We start from the raw sequence: 18,482 nt of genomic DNA on the forward strand, positions 1-18,482 counted from the left end.
GTGCACATGGTTCGGTCAAGTCGAGATAGAGCTGCATCAGTCGAACCTCGCCGGCTGGATGCGTATGGCGATGGGCTGCGCAAGCGGCCGCCATCGGCGCGCGGCGATCACATCGTTGCTCTGCACCGCCTTCCGCCCGCGCCCGCGATCGAGCGACCAGGTGATGTGATAGGTGCCGCCGCCGGGCCGATCGGTCGTCCCGTCGATCGAGACCACCATTGCCTGCAGGCCTTGGCCGTCATCGATGCTTCCGACGATGGCTCCTTCGGTCGCGCTCGGCAAAGGCTCGTCCGCCGACGCACCGGACTTCAAGGTGATGTGGTCGGCAATGACGTCGGGCCAGACCGGCGGCAACCGATCCAGCAGTGCGGTCCGGTGCTCCGGGTCGAGCTTCCAGCCGATGACAGCCATGGCTCACCGCTTGGGATAGGGATCCGCCGGCGGCGCATGGTCGGCCCGCGAAGTCTCGCCGCGCGCGCGGTTGTCGGGCGACGGGTCCTCGCCGGCCGCGCGCGCATTGCCGCCGACCTCCGCCTCGCCGCCGGGCTTCGGCCTCGGCGCCCGCTGTCCCCCTTGGGCTGCATGCTCGTCGAGCGTCGGATCGCGCAGATTATTTTCGGCGGCGCCCTTGCCGCTATTCTCACGCATCCTTTCTCTCCTTGTCCTGGTTCCTCTGGGTCATTGGACGGTCGGAAGCGCCTCGCGGCAATCGGCAGCGCATTCGCGGCACATTTCTGCGCAGAGCGTGCAATGCTCATGGTCGTGCCGCGCGCATTCCTCGGCGCAGAGTTCGCAGATGCGTGCGCAGGTCTCGAGCATCAGCCGCAGCGCCTCGATATTCTGGGCGGTTCGCCGCACCGCCAGCCGGGCGGTCGCCGCGCAGACATCGGCACAGTCGAGACAGGAACGGATGCACTGCGACATGTCCATAGCCTCGGCCACGCAGGCGTCGGCGCAGGAGGCGCACATTTCCGCACAGAACATCGCGTGCCGGGCGGCGGTCGCGAGCGCTTCGTTGAAATCATCCCCCACGTCGGGGTGAAGCTGGATCATCTTGTGAATGGACATGATGCACCTGCAGGATCAGCCGACGGCTTCGCTCCTTCGAGCTGTGCCGAGGAAGCGTTACCGATCCAACGCGGTTCCCGAGGGCCAGTATGTTGCGGTGACATAATCTGTAAGTCGTGCCGAACTTGCGCCCGCTCAAGCCGCTGCTTCACATAGATTTGCCACCCGCTCCCTTGCCCATGGCCGGATGCGTCAATGGTCCGCCAGACGCTTTCGCGCGCGCCGCATGGGCGCGGTTTCCGGCATCCGAAGCAGCACGGGCAGCACGCCGCACGCCACCACCGCGATCATGACGCCCGGCGCCAGCGTCCAGCCGCTCCGCTCCAGCAGCAGCTGCGCGACATAGGGAGCAAGGCCGCCGAAGATCGCCGTCGCAGAGGTCACGCCGAAGGCGAGGCCGCTCAGCCGCGCTTCGCCTGGGAACTGCTCGGCGGTCGCGGCCGCGGCGACCGCGCTGACGCCGCCGGCGACCCCGGCGAGGACGACGGCACCGAGGATCGCCTGCGCGTAGGCCGAGTTCGACATCACCCAGAACATCGTGACCGGCAAAGCCGCGCCGAGGCCGGCAAGGCAGATGAGAACCGGCTTGCGCCCCCACCTGTCCGACAAGGCGCCGGTCAGCGGGGTCACCAGTATCACCGCGATCGCAGCGATCGTCGCCAGCCACAGCGCCCGCGCTTCATCGAGAGCACCAATCGAGGTCAGGAACACCGGCACATAGGTTATCCCGACATAATAGGAGATCGAGCCCAGCGCCGAGATCGCGAACCCGCGCAGCATGCCCTTGCGGTGATGGGTGAGGCTATGGCGCAGCGGGTTACGCGGCACGGTGCCGCTTACCCGCTGCCGTTCGAACTCCGGCGATTCGCGCATGCTCGCCCGCGCCAGCAGGATGGCGGCGGCCAGGGCGGCGCCGAACAGGAAGGGAATGCGCCATCCCCAGCTGATGAGCGCCTGTTCGGGCATTGCGCTGACCGTCAGTGCCGCGACGCCGGCGGCGAGCAGCGCGCCCACCTCGCTCGCCGCGGCCGCCAGCGACGTGACGAGGCCACGCCGGTGCGCCGGGGCGCCTTCGAGCAGATAAGCGACCACGCCGGTATATTCGCCGCCCACCGAGAACCCCATCACGCAGCGCATGACGAGCAGCAGCACGCCGGACGCCGGCCCGATCTGGGCGGCTGTCGGCAGCAGTGCGGTTATCAGCATCGCTGCGGTCATCATCGCCATCGAGATGAGCATTGTCGGCCGGCGGCCGTGGCGATCGCCGATATGGCCGAACAGCATCGCCCCCAACGGCCGCATCAGATAGGCCACCGCAAAGCCGCCCAATGTGACGAGGATCGAGTCCTGGCCCGTGAAGAACACCCGGGCAAGCGCGGTGGCGAGGTACAGATAGAGGGTGAAGTCATACCATTCGACGATCGTGGAGAGCGCCGCGATCGCTATCGAGGCGCGCGGCAGCAGGCGAGCGGAGTCCTCCGAATGTCCGCCAACGCGGGCATCGCCGGGCTTGGAACTAGCCTGTGTGATCGCCGGTTCTTGCGTGATCTTCCCCTGGGTCTGAACCTTGATATGGCGCTGAAGGCGATCGGCCTCAACTGCAGCCCGAAAACTTCGGAGGCGGCGCGCCGGTCGCCTTGCTATTGCACGATCGCGCCAATCAGGAGAGGAGGGCATCCATGAGCGAAATCGCGATCGAGCTGGCAAGCGACTTTGGCGACGCAGTGATCGCGGGCCTGTCGCAGCCGCGCAAGAGTATCCCGGCGCGCTACTTCTACGATGTCCGCGGCTCCGAGCTGTTCGAGGAGATCACCCGTCTTCCTGAATATTACCCCACCCGCACCGAGACCCGGCTGCTGAAGGACCATGCCTCTGACCTGGAGCGCTTTGCCGGACGCGGACGCGCCGTCGTCGAGTTCGGTGCCGGTTCGGCCGTGAAGACACCGCTGCTGCTCGATGCGACTCACGCCAGCACCTATGTTCCCATCGACATCTCGGGGGAGTTTCTTGAAGCGTCCATGGCGCAGCTCGCCTCCATTCGCCCCGGATTGCGGATTCTGCCGGTCGTCGACGATTTCACCCAGCCGCTGGACCTGCCGCCGCTCGAGGGACCGCTGATGGGCTTCTTTCCCGGATCGACCATCGGCAATTTCGATCATCGCGCCGCGGTCGACCTGCTCCGATCGTTCCGCAAGACGCTCGGCGCGGATGCCCGCCTCGTCATCGGCATCGACACCCGCAAGAACTCGCGCCTGCTGGAGGCGGCCTATGACGATGCCGCGGGCGTCACCGCGGCATTCAACGTCAATCTGCTGCACCGGATCAACCGCGAATTGGGCGGCACGATAGATGTCGAGGCCTTCGATCACCGGGCGGTCTGGCATGACGGCTATGGCCGCATCGAGATGCACCTCGTGGCGAACCGCGATGTCGCCTTCAGCGCCGCCGGACGGCGCTTCTCGATGCACATGGGCGAAACCATCCACACCGAGAACAGCTATAAATACACGCTGCAGGAAGCCCGCCTGATCGGCCGAGCCTCCGGCTGGGAGCCGATCGCCTTCTGGACCGACCCCGACGAAATGTTCGGCCTGCACGTCTGGTCCGCCGCGCCCGACGAGCCCCACCCATGAACCCGCTGGCCCAGCCGGACGAGAACGCCGGAGCGGGGTTCGAACAGCGCTATCGGGCGGTGCGCGCCGCCACCGAGGCGCTGACCGCCCCTCTCTCGGCCGAGGACTGCCAGGTGCAGTCGATGCCCGATGCGAGCCCGACCAAATGGCATCTCGCCCATACGAGCTGGTTCTTCGAGACCTTCCTGCTGGCGCCCCTGCTGCCGGGCTACCAGTGCCGCGACCCGGCCTATGCGCTGCTGTTCAACTCCTATTATGTCGGCGTCGGCGAGCGCTTCCCGCGCCCGCAGCGCGGCATGCTGTCGCGGCCGTCGCTGAAGGAGGTCCACGACTATCGCCGCCATGTCGATGCCGCGATGATCCAGCTGATGGCGCGCGTCCCCGCCACGTCGTGGTGCGACCTCGTCGAGCTCGGCCTGAACCACGAGCAGCAGCATCAGGAACTGATCCTGATGGACATCCAGCACGCCCTGTCGCTCAACCCGCTCCAGCCCGCCTATCGCCCAGCCCAGCCGCCCGTCGGCGGCAACGCCCCGGCCGAGTGGCTGAGCATGCCCGGCGGCCTGTACGAGATCGGCCATGACGGCCACGGCTTCGCCTTCGACAACGAAGCGCCGCGCCACCGCGTCTGGCTGGAGCCTTTCGAGATCGCCGACCGGCTCGTCACCGCCGGCGACTATCTCCGCTTCATCGACGACGGCGGCTACCGGCGGCCGGAGCTGTGGCTCTCGGATGGCTGGGCGACGGTCGAGGCGGAGGGCTGGACCGCCCCGCTCTACTGGCAGGAGGAAGACGGCGCCTGGACGCGCTTCTCGCTCGAAGGCCGCCAGCCGATCGCCCCCGCCGCGCCGCTTCTGCACATCAGCTATTATGAGGCCGACGCCTTCGCCCGCTGGTCGGGCTGCCGCCTCCCCACCGAAGCCGAATGGGAAGCCGCAGCGGTCCAGTCGCGCCTGCGCGACATCGACGACCACGCCTGGCAATGGACCGCCTCGCCCTACGTCGCCTACCCCGGCTTCACCGCAGCGGAGGGTGCGGTCGGCGAATATAACGGCAAGTTCATGGTCAACCAGTTCGCCCTGCGCGGCGGCTCGCTGGCCACGCCGCCCGGCCATGCGAGGCCAAGCTACCGCAACTTCTTCCCGCCCTCGGCGCGCTGGGTGTTCGCGGGGATCAGGCTTGCGCGCAATTCTTCTGGCTTGCCGGGTTGCGCTTCGGAACGTTCATGACGTGAGAGCGGCTCAGCGCCTAGCCGGCATGATATCCGCCATCGATGCACACCGGCGACCCCGTCATATAGCTGGCATCATCGGAGCACAGAAAGAGGATGACCTTGGCTTGCTCGCCCGGTTCGCCAAGTCGACCGAGTGGCACGGTGCTCTTCAGCCCTTCTCGAGCCGCAGATTCTCCGGGACCGACAATCTGGTCGATCATCGGCGTATCGACGGCGTGGGGCCGCACCATCAGGACGCGGACCCCATGCGGAGCAGCTTCAAGGGCGGCTGATTTGGTCAATCCTTCGACGGCGTGCTTCGAGGAAACATAAAGCGACATCATCGGGGCGCCACGACTTCCAGCCACCGACGACATGTTGATGATCACGCCCGACTTTTTTTCGATCATGACGGCGAGTTCGTGCTTCAAGGCGAAGAACATGCCGCGCACGTTTACGTTGAATACGGCGTCGAACTCCTGCGCCGTCTTTTGATGAAGCGGCTTGAACTCGCCGTCCAGGATTCCTGTATTATTGATGGCGACGTCGATCGATCCAAAGCGCTTGAGCGCGCTGTCGATCGCCCGCTGGATATCAGCTTCTATCGCGATATCGCCGGTCAGGCACAGCGCCTTGGCTTTACGCGCGGCCAACTCCGTACCCAATGCCTCATTGGCCGTCGAATTCCGACCGAGCGTGACGATATTTGCCCCGGCGTCGGCGAAGGCCTCGACAACGGCCCGACCAATACCCGATGTTCCACCGAACAGGAGGACGGTCTTCCCCGCATATGAATATCGGCTCATGGGCGCAGGTCATCCAACATTTGAGGATTGCAAAGGCGCACCGTTTGCCAACGATGTTCCGGCGAATGTCTCCGCGTCGTGTGCAGGCAGAGAGGCGCGCCTTGCACCCCACCGCCCGCCTCGAAATATCCTGCGAAGGTAGATTGTCAACAATCGCCCCTAGCCCCCATAATCCTGCACCTCGTCCCCCGTCCGCGTACGAGATGGATCGTCGACAAGGCGGCAGGAGACGACAGCGATGGCCGCCCCCCCCCCCGCGGGGCTACGGTCCGGCCCCGCGACCTCCGGTCAGCGTTCGCTGCGCGCGCGCAGCGCCGGGCGGTCGAGGATCGTTACGGCGCGAGCGCCCGGCAGGGCGATGGTGCCGGCACGCTTGAGGGCGGTCATCTGGCGGCTGACCGTCTCGATCGTCAGGCCCAGCACCGCCGCCATTTCGCCGCGCGCGAGCGGCAGATCGAAGGTGAGCGGGCCGCCCGGCGCCGCGCGGCAGCCGGTTGCCTTGGCGCGATCGGCCATGTCGAGCAGGAAGCCCGCGACCTTGGCCGCCGCCGAACCGCGCGCGAGGCTCACCATCCGGGCACGCGCATCGCCAAGCGCAGCGAGCGCGCGTTCGAGCAGCAGCCGCTCCATCCGCCTGTGATCGCCCAGCATCTGCTCGAACGGCGCGCGCGGAAAGACGCATAGCTCGGCGTCGGTCAGCGCGGTAATGCTGAAATCGACCTGTTCAGCAAAGGGGCGCCCGACGAAATCCGCCGGGTAGAGCAGGCCTACGATCTGTTCGCCGCCGTCGGCGGTGGTCGCGCCCAGCTTCAGCACGCCCGACAGGAGATTGGCGCAGACGATGTTCTCTTCGCCGGCCCAGGCGATCGTCTCGTTGCGCTGCACCCGCCGCCGCCGTCCGAGCCGGTTGAGCGACGACAGTTCGGCATCGGTCAGGCTGCCGCACAGCGCCTGGTCGCGCACCGCGCAATCGGCACAGATATCGATCTGCATCATCGCCACAGCATAGCCGTGCCGCGCCGGAAATCGAACCGGATTTGATCGCGATCAAAGCCGCGGCGCGCGAGGCGGTCCAGAGCCGGGCCCACACAGAAGGAGGTACATGATGCTCGGTTTCTTCGGCGACCATTTCCTCATCATTCCGCTGGCGGCCTGCGCCGTCTTCATAGTGGTGATGGGCTTCGTCAGCATAGAGGACGCGCTGCGGCGTCACTGACGGGTTCGCAGACCCGGAGCGTCGGCGCCCGACCCTTGCGCGGGCGCCGGCGCCGTCACTTTGCGGCGAGCCGTTATCGGGCATAACCCTTCAACTCATCCCCCGTCAGCCGCACGACATGGATCATGTTCGTCGACCCCGGCGTGCCGAACGGTACCCCGGCGATGATCACGATGCGGTCGCCGGCTTTGGCCAGCTTGTGGCGCAGCGCCATGCGGCGGGCCTTGCCGACCATTTCCTCGAAGCTGGCGACGTCGCGGGTGCGGACGGCGTGGCTGCCCCATAGGATGCCGGCCCTGCGCGCGGTGGCGAGTTTCGGGGTGAGCACCATCAGCGGCACCGAGGGGCGCTCGCGGGCGATGCGGCGGGCGGTGGAGCCCGACAGGGTGAAGCAGACGATCAGGCTCGCGGAGACGGTGTCGGCGATCCGTGCCGCCGCCTCGGCCAGCGCGTCGGCGGTGGTCGCGTCGGGGTGGGTCTCGGTGAAGTGGAGCCGCGCGGCATAGCCGGGGTCGCTTTCCACCGACATCGCGATCGCATTCATCATCGCGACGGCTTCCTCGGGCCACTGGCCGCTGGCGGATTCGGCCGACAGCATCACCGCGTCGGCACCGTCATAGATGGCGGTGGCGACGTCGGACACTTCGGCGCGGGTCGGGCTGGGCGACTGGATCATCGATTCGAGCATCTGGGTGGCGACCACCACCGGCCGGCCCATGCGCCGCGCGGTCTCGACGATGCGCTTCTGCATCGGCGGCACCCGCTCGGGCGGCAGCTCGACGCCGAGGTCGCCGCGCGCCACCATCACCGCGTCTGCGAGCTCCAATATCTCCTCGAGCCGCTCGACCGCCTGGGGCTTCTCGATCTTGGCGAGCAGCGCCGCCTTGCCGCCGATCAGGCTGCGCGCCTCGGCGACATCCTCGGGCCGCTGCACGAAGCTGAGCGCGATCCAGTCGGCGCCATGTTCGCAGGCGAAGGTCAGGTCGCGGCGGTCCTTCTCGGTCAGCGCCGCCATCGGCACGATCACGTCGGGGACGTTAAGCCCCTTGCTGTTCGACAGCGCCCCGCCGACCTCGACCATCGTCTCGATATGATCGGCGCGCACCGTAAGGACGCGCAGTACCAGCTTGCCGTCGTCGAGCAGCAGCCGCGCGCCCGGTTCCAGCGCCTCGAATATCTCGCGGTGGGGCAGCTCGACCCGGCTCGCGTCGCCGGGCGCCGGGTCCCGGTCGAGCACGAAGCTCTTGCCGGTGGCGAGCTGGACGATGCCGTCGGCGAACTTGCCGACGCGCAGCTTGGGGCCCTGCAGATCGAACAGGATTGTCGTAGCGCGGCCGAGCTCCTTCTCCATCGCGCGGATCGCCTGGATGATCGGCAGCTTGTCCTCATAGGCGCCATGGCTCATGTTGATGCGGAAGGCGTCGGCGCCGGCGCGGAACAGCTTGGCGATCATCGCGGGCGAGGCACTGGCAGGTCCAAGAGTCGCGAGAACGCGCACCTTGCGCAGGCGGGGGGTGATCTGGTTGTCCACTAGGCGTCCCTGCTGTTCGACGGGCCGAAGGAGGCGCCCGAGATAAAAGCAACGCCCGATATGGCAAGCCTTTCCGCCATCGTTTCGTCATGGTTCGTCGCATCGGATGCGGTTCGGATGATTCCCCGTTGAGCGGCCCGGCGGCACTCTCTACAGCCAGCGCCTTCACGAATCTCACGGGGTATCCGAATCATGGCCGAAGCCGACACGACCGAAGACAGCGGCAGCATCGCGGCGCAGGAGCTGCGCCTGTTCGTCGAACGCGTCGAACGGCTCGAGGAAGAGAAGAAGGGCATCGCCGACGATATCAAGGAAGTGATGTCGGAGATGAAAGGCCGCGGCTACGACACCAAGATCGTCCGCAAGATCCTCGCCATCCGCAAGAAGAAGAAGGGCGAGCATGAGGAAGAGGCGATGATCCTCGAAACCTACATGGCTGCGTTGGGTATGATATAGTTTTTGTTGAGCCTCAAACGCCGGGCGGCCGGCCTCCGCCGGCCTTGGCTTCGCGCCAATAAGGCGCGGCGGCCGTTCGGCCGCTTCTCGGCTGCGCCTCGCGCCATCGCCGAACTCGGCCTCGAACATGACAATCCATCCCTAGAGCCCGGCGTCGGAGCCTGCTAAGGCTCCGCAAGGCCAAGGGCCGCCGAGCTTATTGCGAGGAAGCCAAGCGGGGCGGATGCCCGGCGCCCGGCGTTTGAGGGGCTAAACAAAAATGTCCACCTTCCAGCTAGACAGCGCCACCAGCCGCGCCAATCCGACGCCCGCGCCGATGAAGCGGCTGACCGTGCCGGCGATCCGCAAGGCCAAGGGCGGCGAACCGATCGTGGTGCTGACCGCCTATACGATCCGCATGGCGCAGATCCTCGATCCACATTGCGACATGCTGCTGGTCGGGGACAGCCTGGGGCAGGTGCTGTACGGCCTGCCGTCGAGCGTGCCGGTCAGTCTGGACATGATGATCGCCCATGGCGCAGCGGTGGTGCGCGGCAGCTATCACAGCCTGGTGGTGATCGACATGCCGTTCGGCGCCTATGAGGAAAGCCCGGCCCAGGCATTTCGCTCGGCCGCACGGATCCTGAAGGAAACCGGAGCCGCCGCGGTCAAGCTCGAAGGCGGCGAGGCGATGGCCGAAACCGTCGCTTTCCTGGCGGCGCGTGGCGTGCCGGTGGTCGGCCATGTCGGACTGACTCCGCAGGCGGTAAACACCCTTGGCGGCTATGGCGCGCGCGGCCGCAGCGAGGAAGAACGCGCCAAGCTGGTGCGCGATGCCAGGGCCATCGCCGATGCGGGCGCCTTCGCACTGGTCGTGGAAGGCGTGGTCGAGCCGATCGCGGTGGAGATCACCAAGGCGATCGCCATCCCGACGATCGGGATCGGTGGATCGGCCGAATGCGACGGCCAGGTGCTAGTGGTGGACGACATGCTCGGCATGTTCGACCGGGTGCCGCGGTTCGTGAAGAAATATGAGCAGCTCGCCGAAAAGATCGACGCCGCGGTCGCGCATTATGCCGGCGAGGTCCGCGCGCGCACCTTCCCGACCATCGAGCAGACCTACCAGCCCAAGGCGTGAACCTTCCTCCGCGACGAAGGCGATGGCTCCAGCCGCGTTCATCCACCATCTATTGACTATGGCACCGCGCGCTAACGCCAGCTAAGAGGGCGGCGATCCTTGTTCTGGAGATGATGCTTGGCCTCGACGCCGCCCACCGAAGAAGCCTTTCTGCGCGAAGTCGACGATGAGCTGCGCCGCGAGCAGATCCAGACGATGTGGAAGCATTATGGCACGCTCGCGCTGGTCGCGATCGGCGTGCTGCTCGCCGGCTTTGCCGCCTTCCTGTTCTGGCGCGCCGAGAGCACTCGCAAGGCCGAGGAGCAGGGCGAGCGGATGAGCGCCGCGATCGCCGACATTCAGGCGGGCCGCAAGACGGCGGCGGCACAGAAGATCGAGACGCTGATCGCGGAAGGCGGGCCGGGCTATCGCGTCGCCGCGCTGTTCACCAAGGCGGCGCTGGCCGCCGACAAGGGCGACGCGAAGGCCGCCGCTGCCATCTATGCCGGCATAGCCGCCGACGGGGACGTCGCCCGGCCCTATCGCGATCTCGCGCTGATCCGCCAGACGCTGATCGAATATGACAGCCTGAAGCCGCAGCAGGTGATCGACAGGATGAAGCCGCTCACGACCGGGGATAATGGCTTCTTCGGCACCGCAGGCGAACTGACCGCCATCGCGATGATCCAGACGAATCGGCCAGCCGAGGCCGGACGTCTGCTCGCCGCGGTCGCCCGCGATGCGCGGACCCCGGCGACACTGCGCGCCCGCGCGGGGCGCCTCGCCACCAGCCTCGGCGTCGATGTCAAACCGGCTGCGACGGCCAATATTGCTGACAAGGACTGATTGCATGAACCGGAAGTTTTTCGCCTTGGCGGCGGCGCTGGCGCTGACGACCACCTTGGGCGGCTGCGGCATTTTCGGCGGCGGCGAGGGCAAGAAGCCTAAGACGCCGGTGCTGGGCCAGCGCATCGCGGTGCTGACGGCCGAAACCGGCGCCGAGATCGACCCCGCGCTCGAGGGCGTGCCGGTCGTGCTGCCCGACGAGCAGGTCAATCCGGAATGGACCCAGCCGGGCGGCAACGCCGCCAAATCGATGGGCCACCTCGCGCTCGGCCAGCATCTCGCCGTCGCCTGGGATCGCAAGATCCCGGGATCGAGCAAGAAGGCCAGGCTGGGCGCTGGCCCGGTGGTCGGCGGCGGCAAGGTCTATGTGCTCGACGTCAACGCCCAAATCCACGCTTTCGACCTGAAGACCGGCGCGCCGGTGTGGACCAGGGCCGTCACCGACAAGGACGGCAACAAGCCGTCGCTGTTCGGCGGCGGGGTGAGCTACGACAATGGCAAGGTCTATGCGACCAACGGCGTCGGCGATGCCGCGGCGTTCGACGCCGGCACCGGCAATCAGCTGTGGAGCGTGCGGCCCGGCGGCCCGCTGCGCGGCGCACCGTCGATCGGTAACGAAACCGTCTATGTGATGAGCCAGGACAACCAGCTGTTCGCGCTCAAGGAAGCCAATGGCGAGACGATCTGGACCGCGAGCGGCAGCCTCGAAAACGCCGCCGTGTTCGGTGCGGCCGCTCCGGCAATCGGCCAGGGCACCGTCGTTGCCGGCTTCTCCTCGGGCGAACTGACCGCCTATCGCTACGAAAATGGCCGCTCCGTGTGGCAGGACTCGCTGTCGCGCACCAGCATCACCACGTCGGTGGCCAGCCTGGTCGACATCGACGCCTCGCCGGTCATCGAGCAGGGCCGCGTCTATGCCATCGGCCAGGGCGGCCGCATGGTGTCGATGGACATCCTGACCGGCCAGCGGCTGTGGGAACTCAATATCGCCGGCATCAAGACGCCCTGGGTGGCGGGCGAATGGCTGTTCGTCGTGACCGACGATTCCAAGCTGCTGTGCATCGCGCGCAACAGCGGCAAGGTCCGCTGGATGACCCAGCTGGCCCGCTACAAGGACGCCAAGAAGCGCAACAAGCCGATCGGCTGGTCCGGTCCGGTGCTGGCCGGCGGACGCCTGATCCTGGCCAGCACGCAGGGCGATATTGTCAACGTCGCCGTGGCGGATGGCACTGTCGGTACCAGCACGAGGCTGGGCTCGACGATCTACCAGTCGCCGGTGGTGGCGGACAGCACGATGCTGGTGCTGACGGACGGCGGCAGGCTGGTGGCTTATAAGTAGCCGCTGCGCGGCGGCCTCAAACGCCGGGCGCAGCACATCCGTGCTGCTTGGCTTCCTCGCAATAAGCTCGGGCGGCCGTTCGGCCTTGCGGGGCCCAGTTGGGCTCCGACCATGAGCCCGGCGTCGGAACACGCCAGTGTTCCGCAAGGCCGAACGGCCGCCGCGCCTTGTTGGCGCGAAGCCAAGGCAGGCGGATGCCTGCCGCCCGGCGTCTGAGGCAGCCCCGAATTCTTCGGGGCTAACAAAAAACATCCGTGCCCTGTAAAGGGCGCGGATGAAACGCTTACCCACCGTCGCGATCGTCGGCCGCCCAAACGTCGGCAAGTCGACGCTGTTCAACCGCCTTGTCGGCAAGAAGCTCGCCCTCGTCGACGATCTGCCCGGCGTGACGCGTGACCGACGCGAGGGCGATGCAACGCTGATCGGGCTCGATTTCAGGATCATCGATACCGCGGGCTACGAGACCGACGACGCCGAGACTCTGCCGGGGCGGATGCGCGCGCAGACGCTGGCGGCGGTGCGGGGCGCCGATGTCGCGCTGTTCATGATCGATGCGCGCGCGGGCGTAGTGCCGCTCGAAGAGGAGATCGCCCGCTGGCTGCGCAGCGAAGACACACCCGTGATCGTCATCGCCAACAAGGCCGAAGGCAAGGCCGGCGAAAGCGGCGTGATCGAGGCGTTCGGGCTAGGCTTCGCCGAACCGGTTCCGCTCAGCGCCGAGCATGGCGAAGGCATGGCCGACCTGTTCGACGCGCTGCTGCCCTATATCGACCGGCCTGACGGCGAGGACGAGGAGGAAGACGCCGAGGACGAGGAGAACGGCCCGCTCAAGCTCGCCATCGTCGGCCGCCCCAATGCCGGCAAGTCGACGCTGATCAACAAAATCCTCGGCGAAGAGCGTATGATCACCGGCCCGGAGGCCGGCATCACCCGCGACTCGATCGCAATCGACTGGGACTGGACCGCACCGGATGGTACCGTGCGCCCTATTCGGCTGATCGACACCGCGGGCATGCGCAAGCGCGCCAAGGTGCAGGACAAGCTCGAGAAATTGTCGGTGGCCGACGGCCTCCACGCGGTCGATTTCGCCGAGGTGGTGGTGCTGCTGCTCGATGCGACGCTTGGACTGGAGGCGCAGGATCTGCGGATCGCCGACAAGGTCCTCCAGGAGGGCCGCGCCCTGATCATCGCGCTCAACAAATGGGACGTCGCCGCCGATCCGCCCTCACTGTTCCAGGGGGTGCGCACAGCGCTCGACGAGGGGCTGGCGCAGGTCAAGGGCCTGCCCCTGCTCACCGTGTCGGGGATTACCGGACGAGGCATCGATCAGCTGCTCCAGGTCGCCTATGAAAGCCGCGATGCCTGGTCGAAGCGGATATCGACGGGCCAGCTCAACCGCTGGTTCGAAAAGGCGATCGAGGCCAATCCGCCACCGGCGCCGGGCGGCAAGCGGATCAAGCTTCGCTACCTCACCCAGGCCAAAACCCGGCCGCCTGGCTTCATCCTGTTCGGAACCCGCGTCGACCAGCTGCCCGAAAGCTATCGCCGCTACCTCGTCAACGGCATCAGGCGCGATCTCGGCTTCGGTGCGGTGCCGGTGCGGCTGACCTTGCGCGCACCGAAGAATCCGTTCGGCTGATGGCGCCGCGGCGGCTGGACGCGCGGGGGATGCGCTGCCCGTGGCCGGTGCTGCGCCTCGCCAAGGTCATGCGCGAGCAGGGCGGGCCGATATTGATCCTTGCAGACGATCCGATCGCACCGGGCGAGATCGCCGCGCTGGCCGCGGCCAGGGGCTGGATGGTCGCCGCGGCCGACGAGCCATCCAGCTGGGTCGTCGTCGAAACGCCAAGTCCGTAACGACCTTGGAAAATCCGTAATAATACAATGGGCTCGCAGTAACCTGTCGTTTACGTCCCTGATCTATGGTGATCCTTCGCAGCTGATGGTGGCGAGCAGGGAACAGCTATGGGTCAGACGGGCAACGGTGTGGTGAACTGGACGACCTTCGGCCAGACGCGTGCGCTGATCGGCAATGATTTCGCCAAGATACTCGGCTATTATCGGGATGACGCCGCCAAGTGCGTGGTCGCGGTCGAGCAGGCCTATAAACTGCGCGATGCTATCTCGATGGTGCGCCCCGCCCACACGCTGAAGGGCGACTCGCTTCAGTTCGGCGGCGAAGCGCTTGGCAAGCTTGCCGAACATATCGAGCATAGCGCCCGCCGCTGCGTCGAAGAGCACAGCGCCCCCGATTCGCTCGACACCGAGATCCTGCGGTTGCGCCCGATGCTTATCGAGACGCTCGCCCACTTCGAACGCGAACTCACGAACAACGCGGTGCCGATGCGCCGGCCGGCTGTCTCGGCAGGATTCGGTCGCAAGCAGGGCTGATTACTTCCGCTTTCCCCCTCCTTTTCAAGACTCGGCTACAGAGCGCCTATCGAATTCCGCAATGTTCGAGAATAGGTAGCCGACGAAGGCACCGACCAAGGCGGCAACGGTGCTGCCATCAATGATCTTCTCTAATGCCAGTATGATGACAGCGGGAACGAAAGTAGCGACTGCAAGAAATTGGATCGCTCTCACCCCAAGGCCCTTACCACTCAAAATCCGATTGAGGACCATGCTGATGACCGCGAGCGGAATGGTACCGGCTACGATAAGTTCTACCCATTCGCGCGCTGTCATTGCGGTCCCTCCCTCGACTAGCCTATTTAGTGGCGCTGGCGGCGTTTTCCGCGTTCCAGCGCCGGAGGCTATTGTTCCTCGTACAGAGCGAGCAACCGGCGGAGCACATCATCTGCCTGTTGATGTTGTCGGTCATTGCAAAGTAGTCGTTGCATTTTGGTATGTGGCGAGGCGCATCATGACCTCGGTCTCTGCCCCACGATAGGCCAGCACGCCATCTAGGCGAGCCTGCGACATGGCATAGGTGGCTTCTCGCAACGGATTTTGTTTGGCTCGTTCTACCAGCAAGACCACGACGCATGGTTTGCGCTGGTATTTTTCCAGCTCCATTTTCAGAATTAGGGCTTGGAGCGCCTTCGAATCGCTCGTTGCGAGAAAAACCGCCAGTGGCGCGGTACCCGAGTTGAAATGAACGACAACATCCGCAGGGACTGCCGGCACCTCCGGCACAGCAGGCGCATGCTCCTCGACACGGGCGACATCATCAAATTGCTGGTGGATCGACTTCATCGCATCATCGTGCCAAGTACGCTTTACACGTTCAGGTGTGAGCAATTGGAAGTCCTGAAGGCGAAGCATGAATGCGAGGAGCTTTAGTGCGGCCTCCCCAACATCATGTTCTGCGACCTCGGGAGAGCGAACCACCATCGCTTTCTCATCAAAAGTCAGCTCGTATTCGTTTAACAACGATAGGAATGCTTCGCCACGCGTGCCATCGCCGAGGTCGATGCCCGCCGCCTCAAGCGCTGCGATCTGAACGCCGGCATCCTCAAGCTGATAGATGCCGTGGCGAATCAACAAAGCGTAGAGGACAATCGGGTCACCATCCTCGAAGGAATAAGGCGTGGTTATCGCATAACCGCTTGGCACCCTACGAACGTCAAGGGCATTGCAGAAAGCGCGGCATAAGGCCTCCTTCATGCCATCCCCCACGCTTCTTGCTGGACATTGAATATCTGGAAGGCGAGGGCGGTCGCCTCGCCTTTGCCCGCAATTGGTTCGCGCTCGCTAGCGCAGTCCTTCAGCCGCTCGCCTGACTGCTTTACGACGCCCCAGGAGAGTTGGTCGAGGTTGTTCGGCTTCAGGTGGACATGCCAGCCCAGATGACTCGCATGGTATTCGAGACGCGCGATCAATCCTTGATCGGTGTCGGACACCAGCGCGAGCCAAGCAAGGTACTCGTGCTTCCCGGCATGATAGGCGATTAAGAGGCGCATGGGCGTTTCATTGGACGATAGCTCATGAACGCACCAGTCCCAGCCTGTGCCCAGTCGGAAGCTATGATTCTTCGAGAGCGGAAATTCGCTCTTGGCCATTTTCCCAGTCTTCCACGCGCCGATCGTAGTGACCGTTTTGTGCGCACGCGCGGCCCAGATAACGCCCCCCATGGCTCGTCTTTAGCCAGATCGTTACCGTTCTGCAATTAAGCTTGCTACGTATATGATCGCGCTTTCAAATGGATGGGCGCAGGGGTGGGTGCGAACGCCAGCGAGCTTCGGCGATTGTTGCGGCGGGCTTCGCCAAGGGCATCGAGCCCTTGGCTCCGCACCCCACCCTTACGTCCCTCCCCTGAAGGGGAGGGAGAATATGTATCACTCCCCCGCCGGGCTTGACTGCAGCTGGATATAATTCTGCATCCCCATCCGCGCGATCATCTCGAACTGGGTTTCGAGGAAGTCGACATGCTCCTCCTCTCCGTCCAGGATCGACTGGAGTAGATCGCGGCTGATATAGTCGCGCACCTGTTCGCAATAAGCGATGCCTTCGCGCAGCAGGGGAATTGCCTCGTTCTCCAGCGCCAGGTCGGCCTTGAGCAATTCCTCGACCGTTTCGCCGATGCGCAGCCGCCCGAGCATCTGGAAATTGGGCAGGCCATCAAGGAACAATATCCGCTCGGCGAGCCGATCGGCATGCTTCATCTCGTCGATCGACTCTTCATATTCGGCCTTGGCGAGCTTCGCGATGCCCCAGTGGCCAAGCATCCGATAATGCAGGAAATATTGATTGATCGCGGTCAGCTCGTTCTTGAGCGTCTCGTTAAGGATCTCGATGACCTTTGCATCGCCCTTCATGTTCGCCTCCGCAGCTGGTTCGCTCCCGACGATAGGAGCATGCGCTGGGAATTACACGAAATTCTGCGGTCAGGCGGCGACCGCTTCTTCCTCGATGATGGTGCGCGCGAAGGGCAGGCACTGGCCGCAGCGCGGCCGGCGGCCGAGCACCTCATAGGCAGACCGCGGACAGCTGGCGCCTTTGCGGACGGCGGCGCGCACATCCGATTCCTTGATGGCATTGCAGACACAAACAACCATGTTGGGCACCTCTCTCGATTCGAGAAATAGCGCTATTGCGACTGACTAGCAATAGTAATTAGGTGGTAGCTTGCATGATAGGCGCGCGGATGCTCTAGCCGCGCCGATGACCGCCACACCGCTCGATCGTCCGGCCAGGATCGCCGCCGCCTTCGGCCGGGCCCATCGTTATGAGGAAGCCGCTGCCGTGCAGCGCGCGGCGGCCGTGGCATTGGCGCGGCGGATCGCCGCAGCCGAGCTGCCGCCGCGCCCGCGCATCCTCGAGCTGGGCTGTGGCACCGGCTTCCTGACTCGCGCCATCGCCGAGGCGATCGGCCCGGCCCGCTGGACCGTCACCGACATTGCGCCCGCGATGCTCGAACGCGCGCGCGCAGCTTTGGATTTCGACGCCGACTTCCGGGTCGCCGATGGCGAGGCCGTCGATCCGGCGCTCGGCGCCTTCGACCTGATCGCATCCAGTCTTGCCTTCCAATGGTTCGAAGATATGCCGGGCGCGGTGGCACGGCTGGCCGACCGGCTGTGCGACGCCGGGTTGCTGGCCTTCACGACGATGGCGGCCGGCAGCTTCCCGGAGTGGACCGCCGCGCTCGCCGCCGAGGGGCTATCGTCTGGCATGCCCGCCTATCCCGACCAGGCGGCGCTCCGCTCGATCGTCCCGCAGCACCTGTCGGGTGAGATCGAGGTCGTCGACATGGCCGAACCGCAGCGCGATGCCCGCAGCTTCCTGCACGGGCTTAAGGCGATCGGCGCGTCTATCCCCGCTACGGGCTACCGCCCTTCGCCGCCCGCCGCGCTGCGCCGAGCAATGGCGCGATTCGACGCAGGGCCGCGCATCGTCACCTATCGGATCGGTTTCTGCCTGCTGCGCCGGATCAGCGGCTGATCATGACAGTGACTTCGCCGTCCGCCATGCCCGACAGCGCCAGGACATAGCGTCCGGGCAGCAGATCATAGTCGAGGATCTTGGCGACCGCCGAGCCGGCCGGCCCGGGCCGATCCCCGACCGGCTCCAGCGCCTTGCCGTCGCGGACCATGTCGACCCAGCCGGGCGCGCCCAGCGCGACATGATAGCGGCCGCCCTCGTCGATATCGACCGACAGGATCGCGCCATGATTGGCGGGCGCATGCGGCAGCGGCGGTGCGATCGCATAGCTCAGCTCGCGCTGCGGGCTCAGCCTTATCATAGCGGTTTCGCCCGGATCGATCGGAACCTCGCCGAGGGCGGGCGCCGAAAGCAGCAGCGCCATCGCCATGCCCAGGATCTTTGCGCGCATGCAT

At 65.6% G+C, this 18,482-nt stretch carries 23 protein-coding genes; 10 read left to right on the forward strand and 13 right to left on the reverse strand.

Annotation, left to right across the window (positions count from 1 at the left end):
* Positions 1 to 36: 36 nt before the first annotated feature.
* From AAC645_RS05380 to AAC645_RS05395, 4 genes are all read right to left on the reverse strand, one after another.
* Positions 37 to 411 (reverse strand): hypothetical protein, encoded by a 375-nt coding sequence (locus AAC645_RS05380; RefSeq protein WP_340314400.1) that lies wholly within the window; start codon positions 409 to 411, stop codon positions 37 to 39.
* A gap of 3 nt (positions 412 to 414) precedes the next feature.
* The gene (locus AAC645_RS05385) at positions 415 to 648 is read right to left on the reverse strand and encodes a hypothetical protein (RefSeq protein WP_340314402.1); all 234 of its coding nucleotides are present in this window, start codon (positions 646 to 648) and stop codon (positions 415 to 417) included.
* Positions 649 to 678: 30 nt separating this feature from the next.
* Positions 679 to 1,068 (reverse strand): four-helix bundle copper-binding protein, encoded by a 390-nt coding sequence (locus AAC645_RS05390; RefSeq protein WP_340314403.1) that lies wholly within the window; start codon positions 1,066 to 1,068, stop codon positions 679 to 681.
* 192 nt (positions 1,069 to 1,260) lie between these two features.
* Entirely contained in the window at positions 1,261 to 2,745 is a 1,485-nt protein-coding gene (locus AAC645_RS05395) for an MFS transporter (protein WP_340314404.1), read from the reverse strand.
* Positions 2,746 to 2,747: 2 nt separating this feature from the next.
* Here AAC645_RS05395 and egtD point away from each other — a divergent pair, with 2 nt between their 5' ends.
* Together egtD and egtB are read left to right on the forward strand one after the other, a co-directional pair.
* Positions 2,748 to 3,701, forward strand: a complete 954-nt coding sequence (gene egtD, locus AAC645_RS05400; protein WP_340314405.1) for an L-histidine N(alpha)-methyltransferase — start codon at positions 2,748 to 2,750, stop codon at positions 3,699 to 3,701.
* Complete coding sequence (gene egtB / locus AAC645_RS05405) at positions 3,698 to 4,930, forward strand: ergothioneine biosynthesis protein EgtB (protein ID WP_340314406.1); 1,233 nt, start codon at positions 3,698 to 3,700, stop codon at positions 4,928 to 4,930. Before egtD ends, egtB begins: the two co-directional genes overlap by 4 nt.
* Positions 4,931 to 4,949: 19 nt before the next feature.
* Here egtB and AAC645_RS05410 read toward each other — a convergent pair whose 3' ends face one another.
* The 3 genes from AAC645_RS05410 to pyk form a co-directional block, all read right to left on the reverse strand.
* On the reverse strand, positions 4,950 to 5,720 hold the full coding sequence (locus AAC645_RS05410; protein WP_340314407.1) for an SDR family NAD(P)-dependent oxidoreductase: 771 nt from the start codon (positions 5,718 to 5,720) through the stop codon (positions 4,950 to 4,952).
* Between the two features lie 288 nt (positions 5,721 to 6,008).
* Complete coding sequence (locus AAC645_RS05415) at positions 6,009 to 6,716, reverse strand: Crp/Fnr family transcriptional regulator (protein WP_340314409.1); 708 nt, start codon at positions 6,714 to 6,716, stop codon at positions 6,009 to 6,011.
* 293 nt (positions 6,717 to 7,009) lie between these two features.
* The gene (pyk, locus tag AAC645_RS05420; protein WP_340314410.1) at positions 7,010 to 8,467 is read right to left on the reverse strand and encodes a pyruvate kinase; all 1,458 of its coding nucleotides are present in this window, start codon (positions 8,465 to 8,467) and stop codon (positions 7,010 to 7,012) included.
* A gap of 192 nt (positions 8,468 to 8,659) precedes the next feature.
* On the opposite strand from pyk, the gene AAC645_RS05425 reads away from it, so the two are divergent.
* The 7 genes from AAC645_RS05425 to AAC645_RS05455 all read left to right on the forward strand — a co-directional run bounded on the left by AAC645_RS05425 (position 8,660) and on the right by AAC645_RS05455 (position 14,595).
* Positions 8,660 to 8,923 carry a DUF2312 domain-containing protein gene (locus AAC645_RS05425; protein ID WP_340314412.1) on the forward strand — a complete coding sequence of 88 codons (264 nt, stop codon included), beginning with the start codon at positions 8,660 to 8,662 and terminating at the stop codon, positions 8,921 to 8,923.
* A gap of 259 nt (positions 8,924 to 9,182) precedes the next feature.
* Positions 9,183 to 10,040, forward strand: coding sequence for a 3-methyl-2-oxobutanoate hydroxymethyltransferase (gene panB, locus AAC645_RS05430; protein WP_340314414.1), 858 nt, complete (start codon positions 9,183 to 9,185; stop codon positions 10,038 to 10,040).
* A 117-nt stretch (positions 10,041 to 10,157) separates the two neighbouring features.
* Positions 10,158 to 10,865, forward strand: coding sequence for a tetratricopeptide repeat protein (locus tag AAC645_RS05435; RefSeq protein ID WP_340314415.1), 708 nt, complete (start codon positions 10,158 to 10,160; stop codon positions 10,863 to 10,865).
* 4 nt (positions 10,866 to 10,869) lie between these two features.
* Positions 10,870 to 12,204 carry a PQQ-like beta-propeller repeat protein gene (locus tag AAC645_RS05440; RefSeq protein ID WP_340314417.1) on the forward strand — a complete coding sequence of 445 codons (1,335 nt, stop codon included), beginning with the start codon at positions 10,870 to 10,872 and terminating at the stop codon, positions 12,202 to 12,204.
* A 274-nt stretch (positions 12,205 to 12,478) separates the two neighbouring features.
* Entirely contained in the window at positions 12,479 to 13,843 is a 1,365-nt protein-coding gene (gene der / locus AAC645_RS05445) for a ribosome biogenesis GTPase Der (protein ID WP_340314419.1), read from the forward strand.
* On the forward strand, positions 13,843 to 14,061 hold the full coding sequence (locus AAC645_RS05450; RefSeq protein WP_340314420.1) for a sulfurtransferase TusA family protein: 219 nt from the start codon (positions 13,843 to 13,845) through the stop codon (positions 14,059 to 14,061). The genes der and AAC645_RS05450 overlap by 1 nt, the downstream gene beginning before the upstream one ends.
* 108 nt (positions 14,062 to 14,169) lie before the next feature.
* Positions 14,170 to 14,595, forward strand: coding sequence for an Hpt domain-containing protein (locus AAC645_RS05455; protein WP_340314421.1), 426 nt, complete (start codon positions 14,170 to 14,172; stop codon positions 14,593 to 14,595).
* Between the two features lie 24 nt (positions 14,596 to 14,619).
* Here AAC645_RS05455 and AAC645_RS05460 read toward each other — a convergent pair whose 3' ends face one another.
* The 5 genes from AAC645_RS05460 to AAC645_RS05480 all read right to left on the reverse strand — a co-directional run bounded on the left by AAC645_RS05460 (position 14,620) and on the right by AAC645_RS05480 (position 17,204).
* Positions 14,620 to 14,892: a hypothetical protein gene (locus AAC645_RS05460; RefSeq protein ID WP_340314422.1), complete on the reverse strand. Its 273-nt coding sequence runs from the start codon at positions 14,890 to 14,892 to the stop codon at positions 14,620 to 14,622.
* A gap of 132 nt (positions 14,893 to 15,024) precedes the next feature.
* Positions 15,025 to 15,813 (reverse strand): DUF1828 domain-containing protein, encoded by a 789-nt coding sequence (locus AAC645_RS05465; protein WP_340314424.1) that lies wholly within the window; start codon positions 15,811 to 15,813, stop codon positions 15,025 to 15,027.
* Positions 15,810 to 16,208, reverse strand: coding sequence for a hypothetical protein (locus AAC645_RS05470; protein ID WP_340314425.1), 399 nt, complete (start codon positions 16,206 to 16,208; stop codon positions 15,810 to 15,812). The genes AAC645_RS05465 and AAC645_RS05470 overlap by 4 nt, the downstream gene beginning before the upstream one ends.
* Before the next feature lie 276 nt (positions 16,209 to 16,484).
* Positions 16,485 to 16,964, reverse strand: coding sequence for a bacterioferritin (gene bfr / locus AAC645_RS05475; protein ID WP_340314426.1), 480 nt, complete (start codon positions 16,962 to 16,964; stop codon positions 16,485 to 16,487).
* 69 nt (positions 16,965 to 17,033) lie between these two features.
* The gene (locus AAC645_RS05480) at positions 17,034 to 17,204 is read right to left on the reverse strand and encodes a (2Fe-2S)-binding protein (protein ID WP_340314427.1); all 171 of its coding nucleotides are present in this window, start codon (positions 17,202 to 17,204) and stop codon (positions 17,034 to 17,036) included.
* 106 nt (positions 17,205 to 17,310) lie between these two features.
* On the opposite strand from AAC645_RS05480, the gene AAC645_RS05485 reads away from it, so the two are divergent.
* A complete protein-coding gene (locus tag AAC645_RS05485) occupies positions 17,311 to 18,087 on the forward strand; it encodes a methyltransferase domain-containing protein (RefSeq protein ID WP_340314430.1) in 777 nt (258 codons plus the stop codon).
* On the opposite strand, the gene AAC645_RS05490 is transcribed toward AAC645_RS05485, so the two are convergent.
* Positions 18,077 to 18,478: a hypothetical protein gene (locus AAC645_RS05490; RefSeq protein ID WP_340314432.1), complete on the reverse strand. Its 402-nt coding sequence runs from the start codon at positions 18,476 to 18,478 to the stop codon at positions 18,077 to 18,079. The genes AAC645_RS05485 and AAC645_RS05490 overlap by 11 nt on opposite strands.
* Positions 18,479 to 18,482 lie beyond the last annotated feature (4 nt).

This window comes from Rhizorhabdus argentea (assembly GCF_037861105.1).
Lineage (GTDB): Bacteria > Pseudomonadota > Alphaproteobacteria > Sphingomonadales > Sphingomonadaceae > Rhizorhabdus > Rhizorhabdus argentea.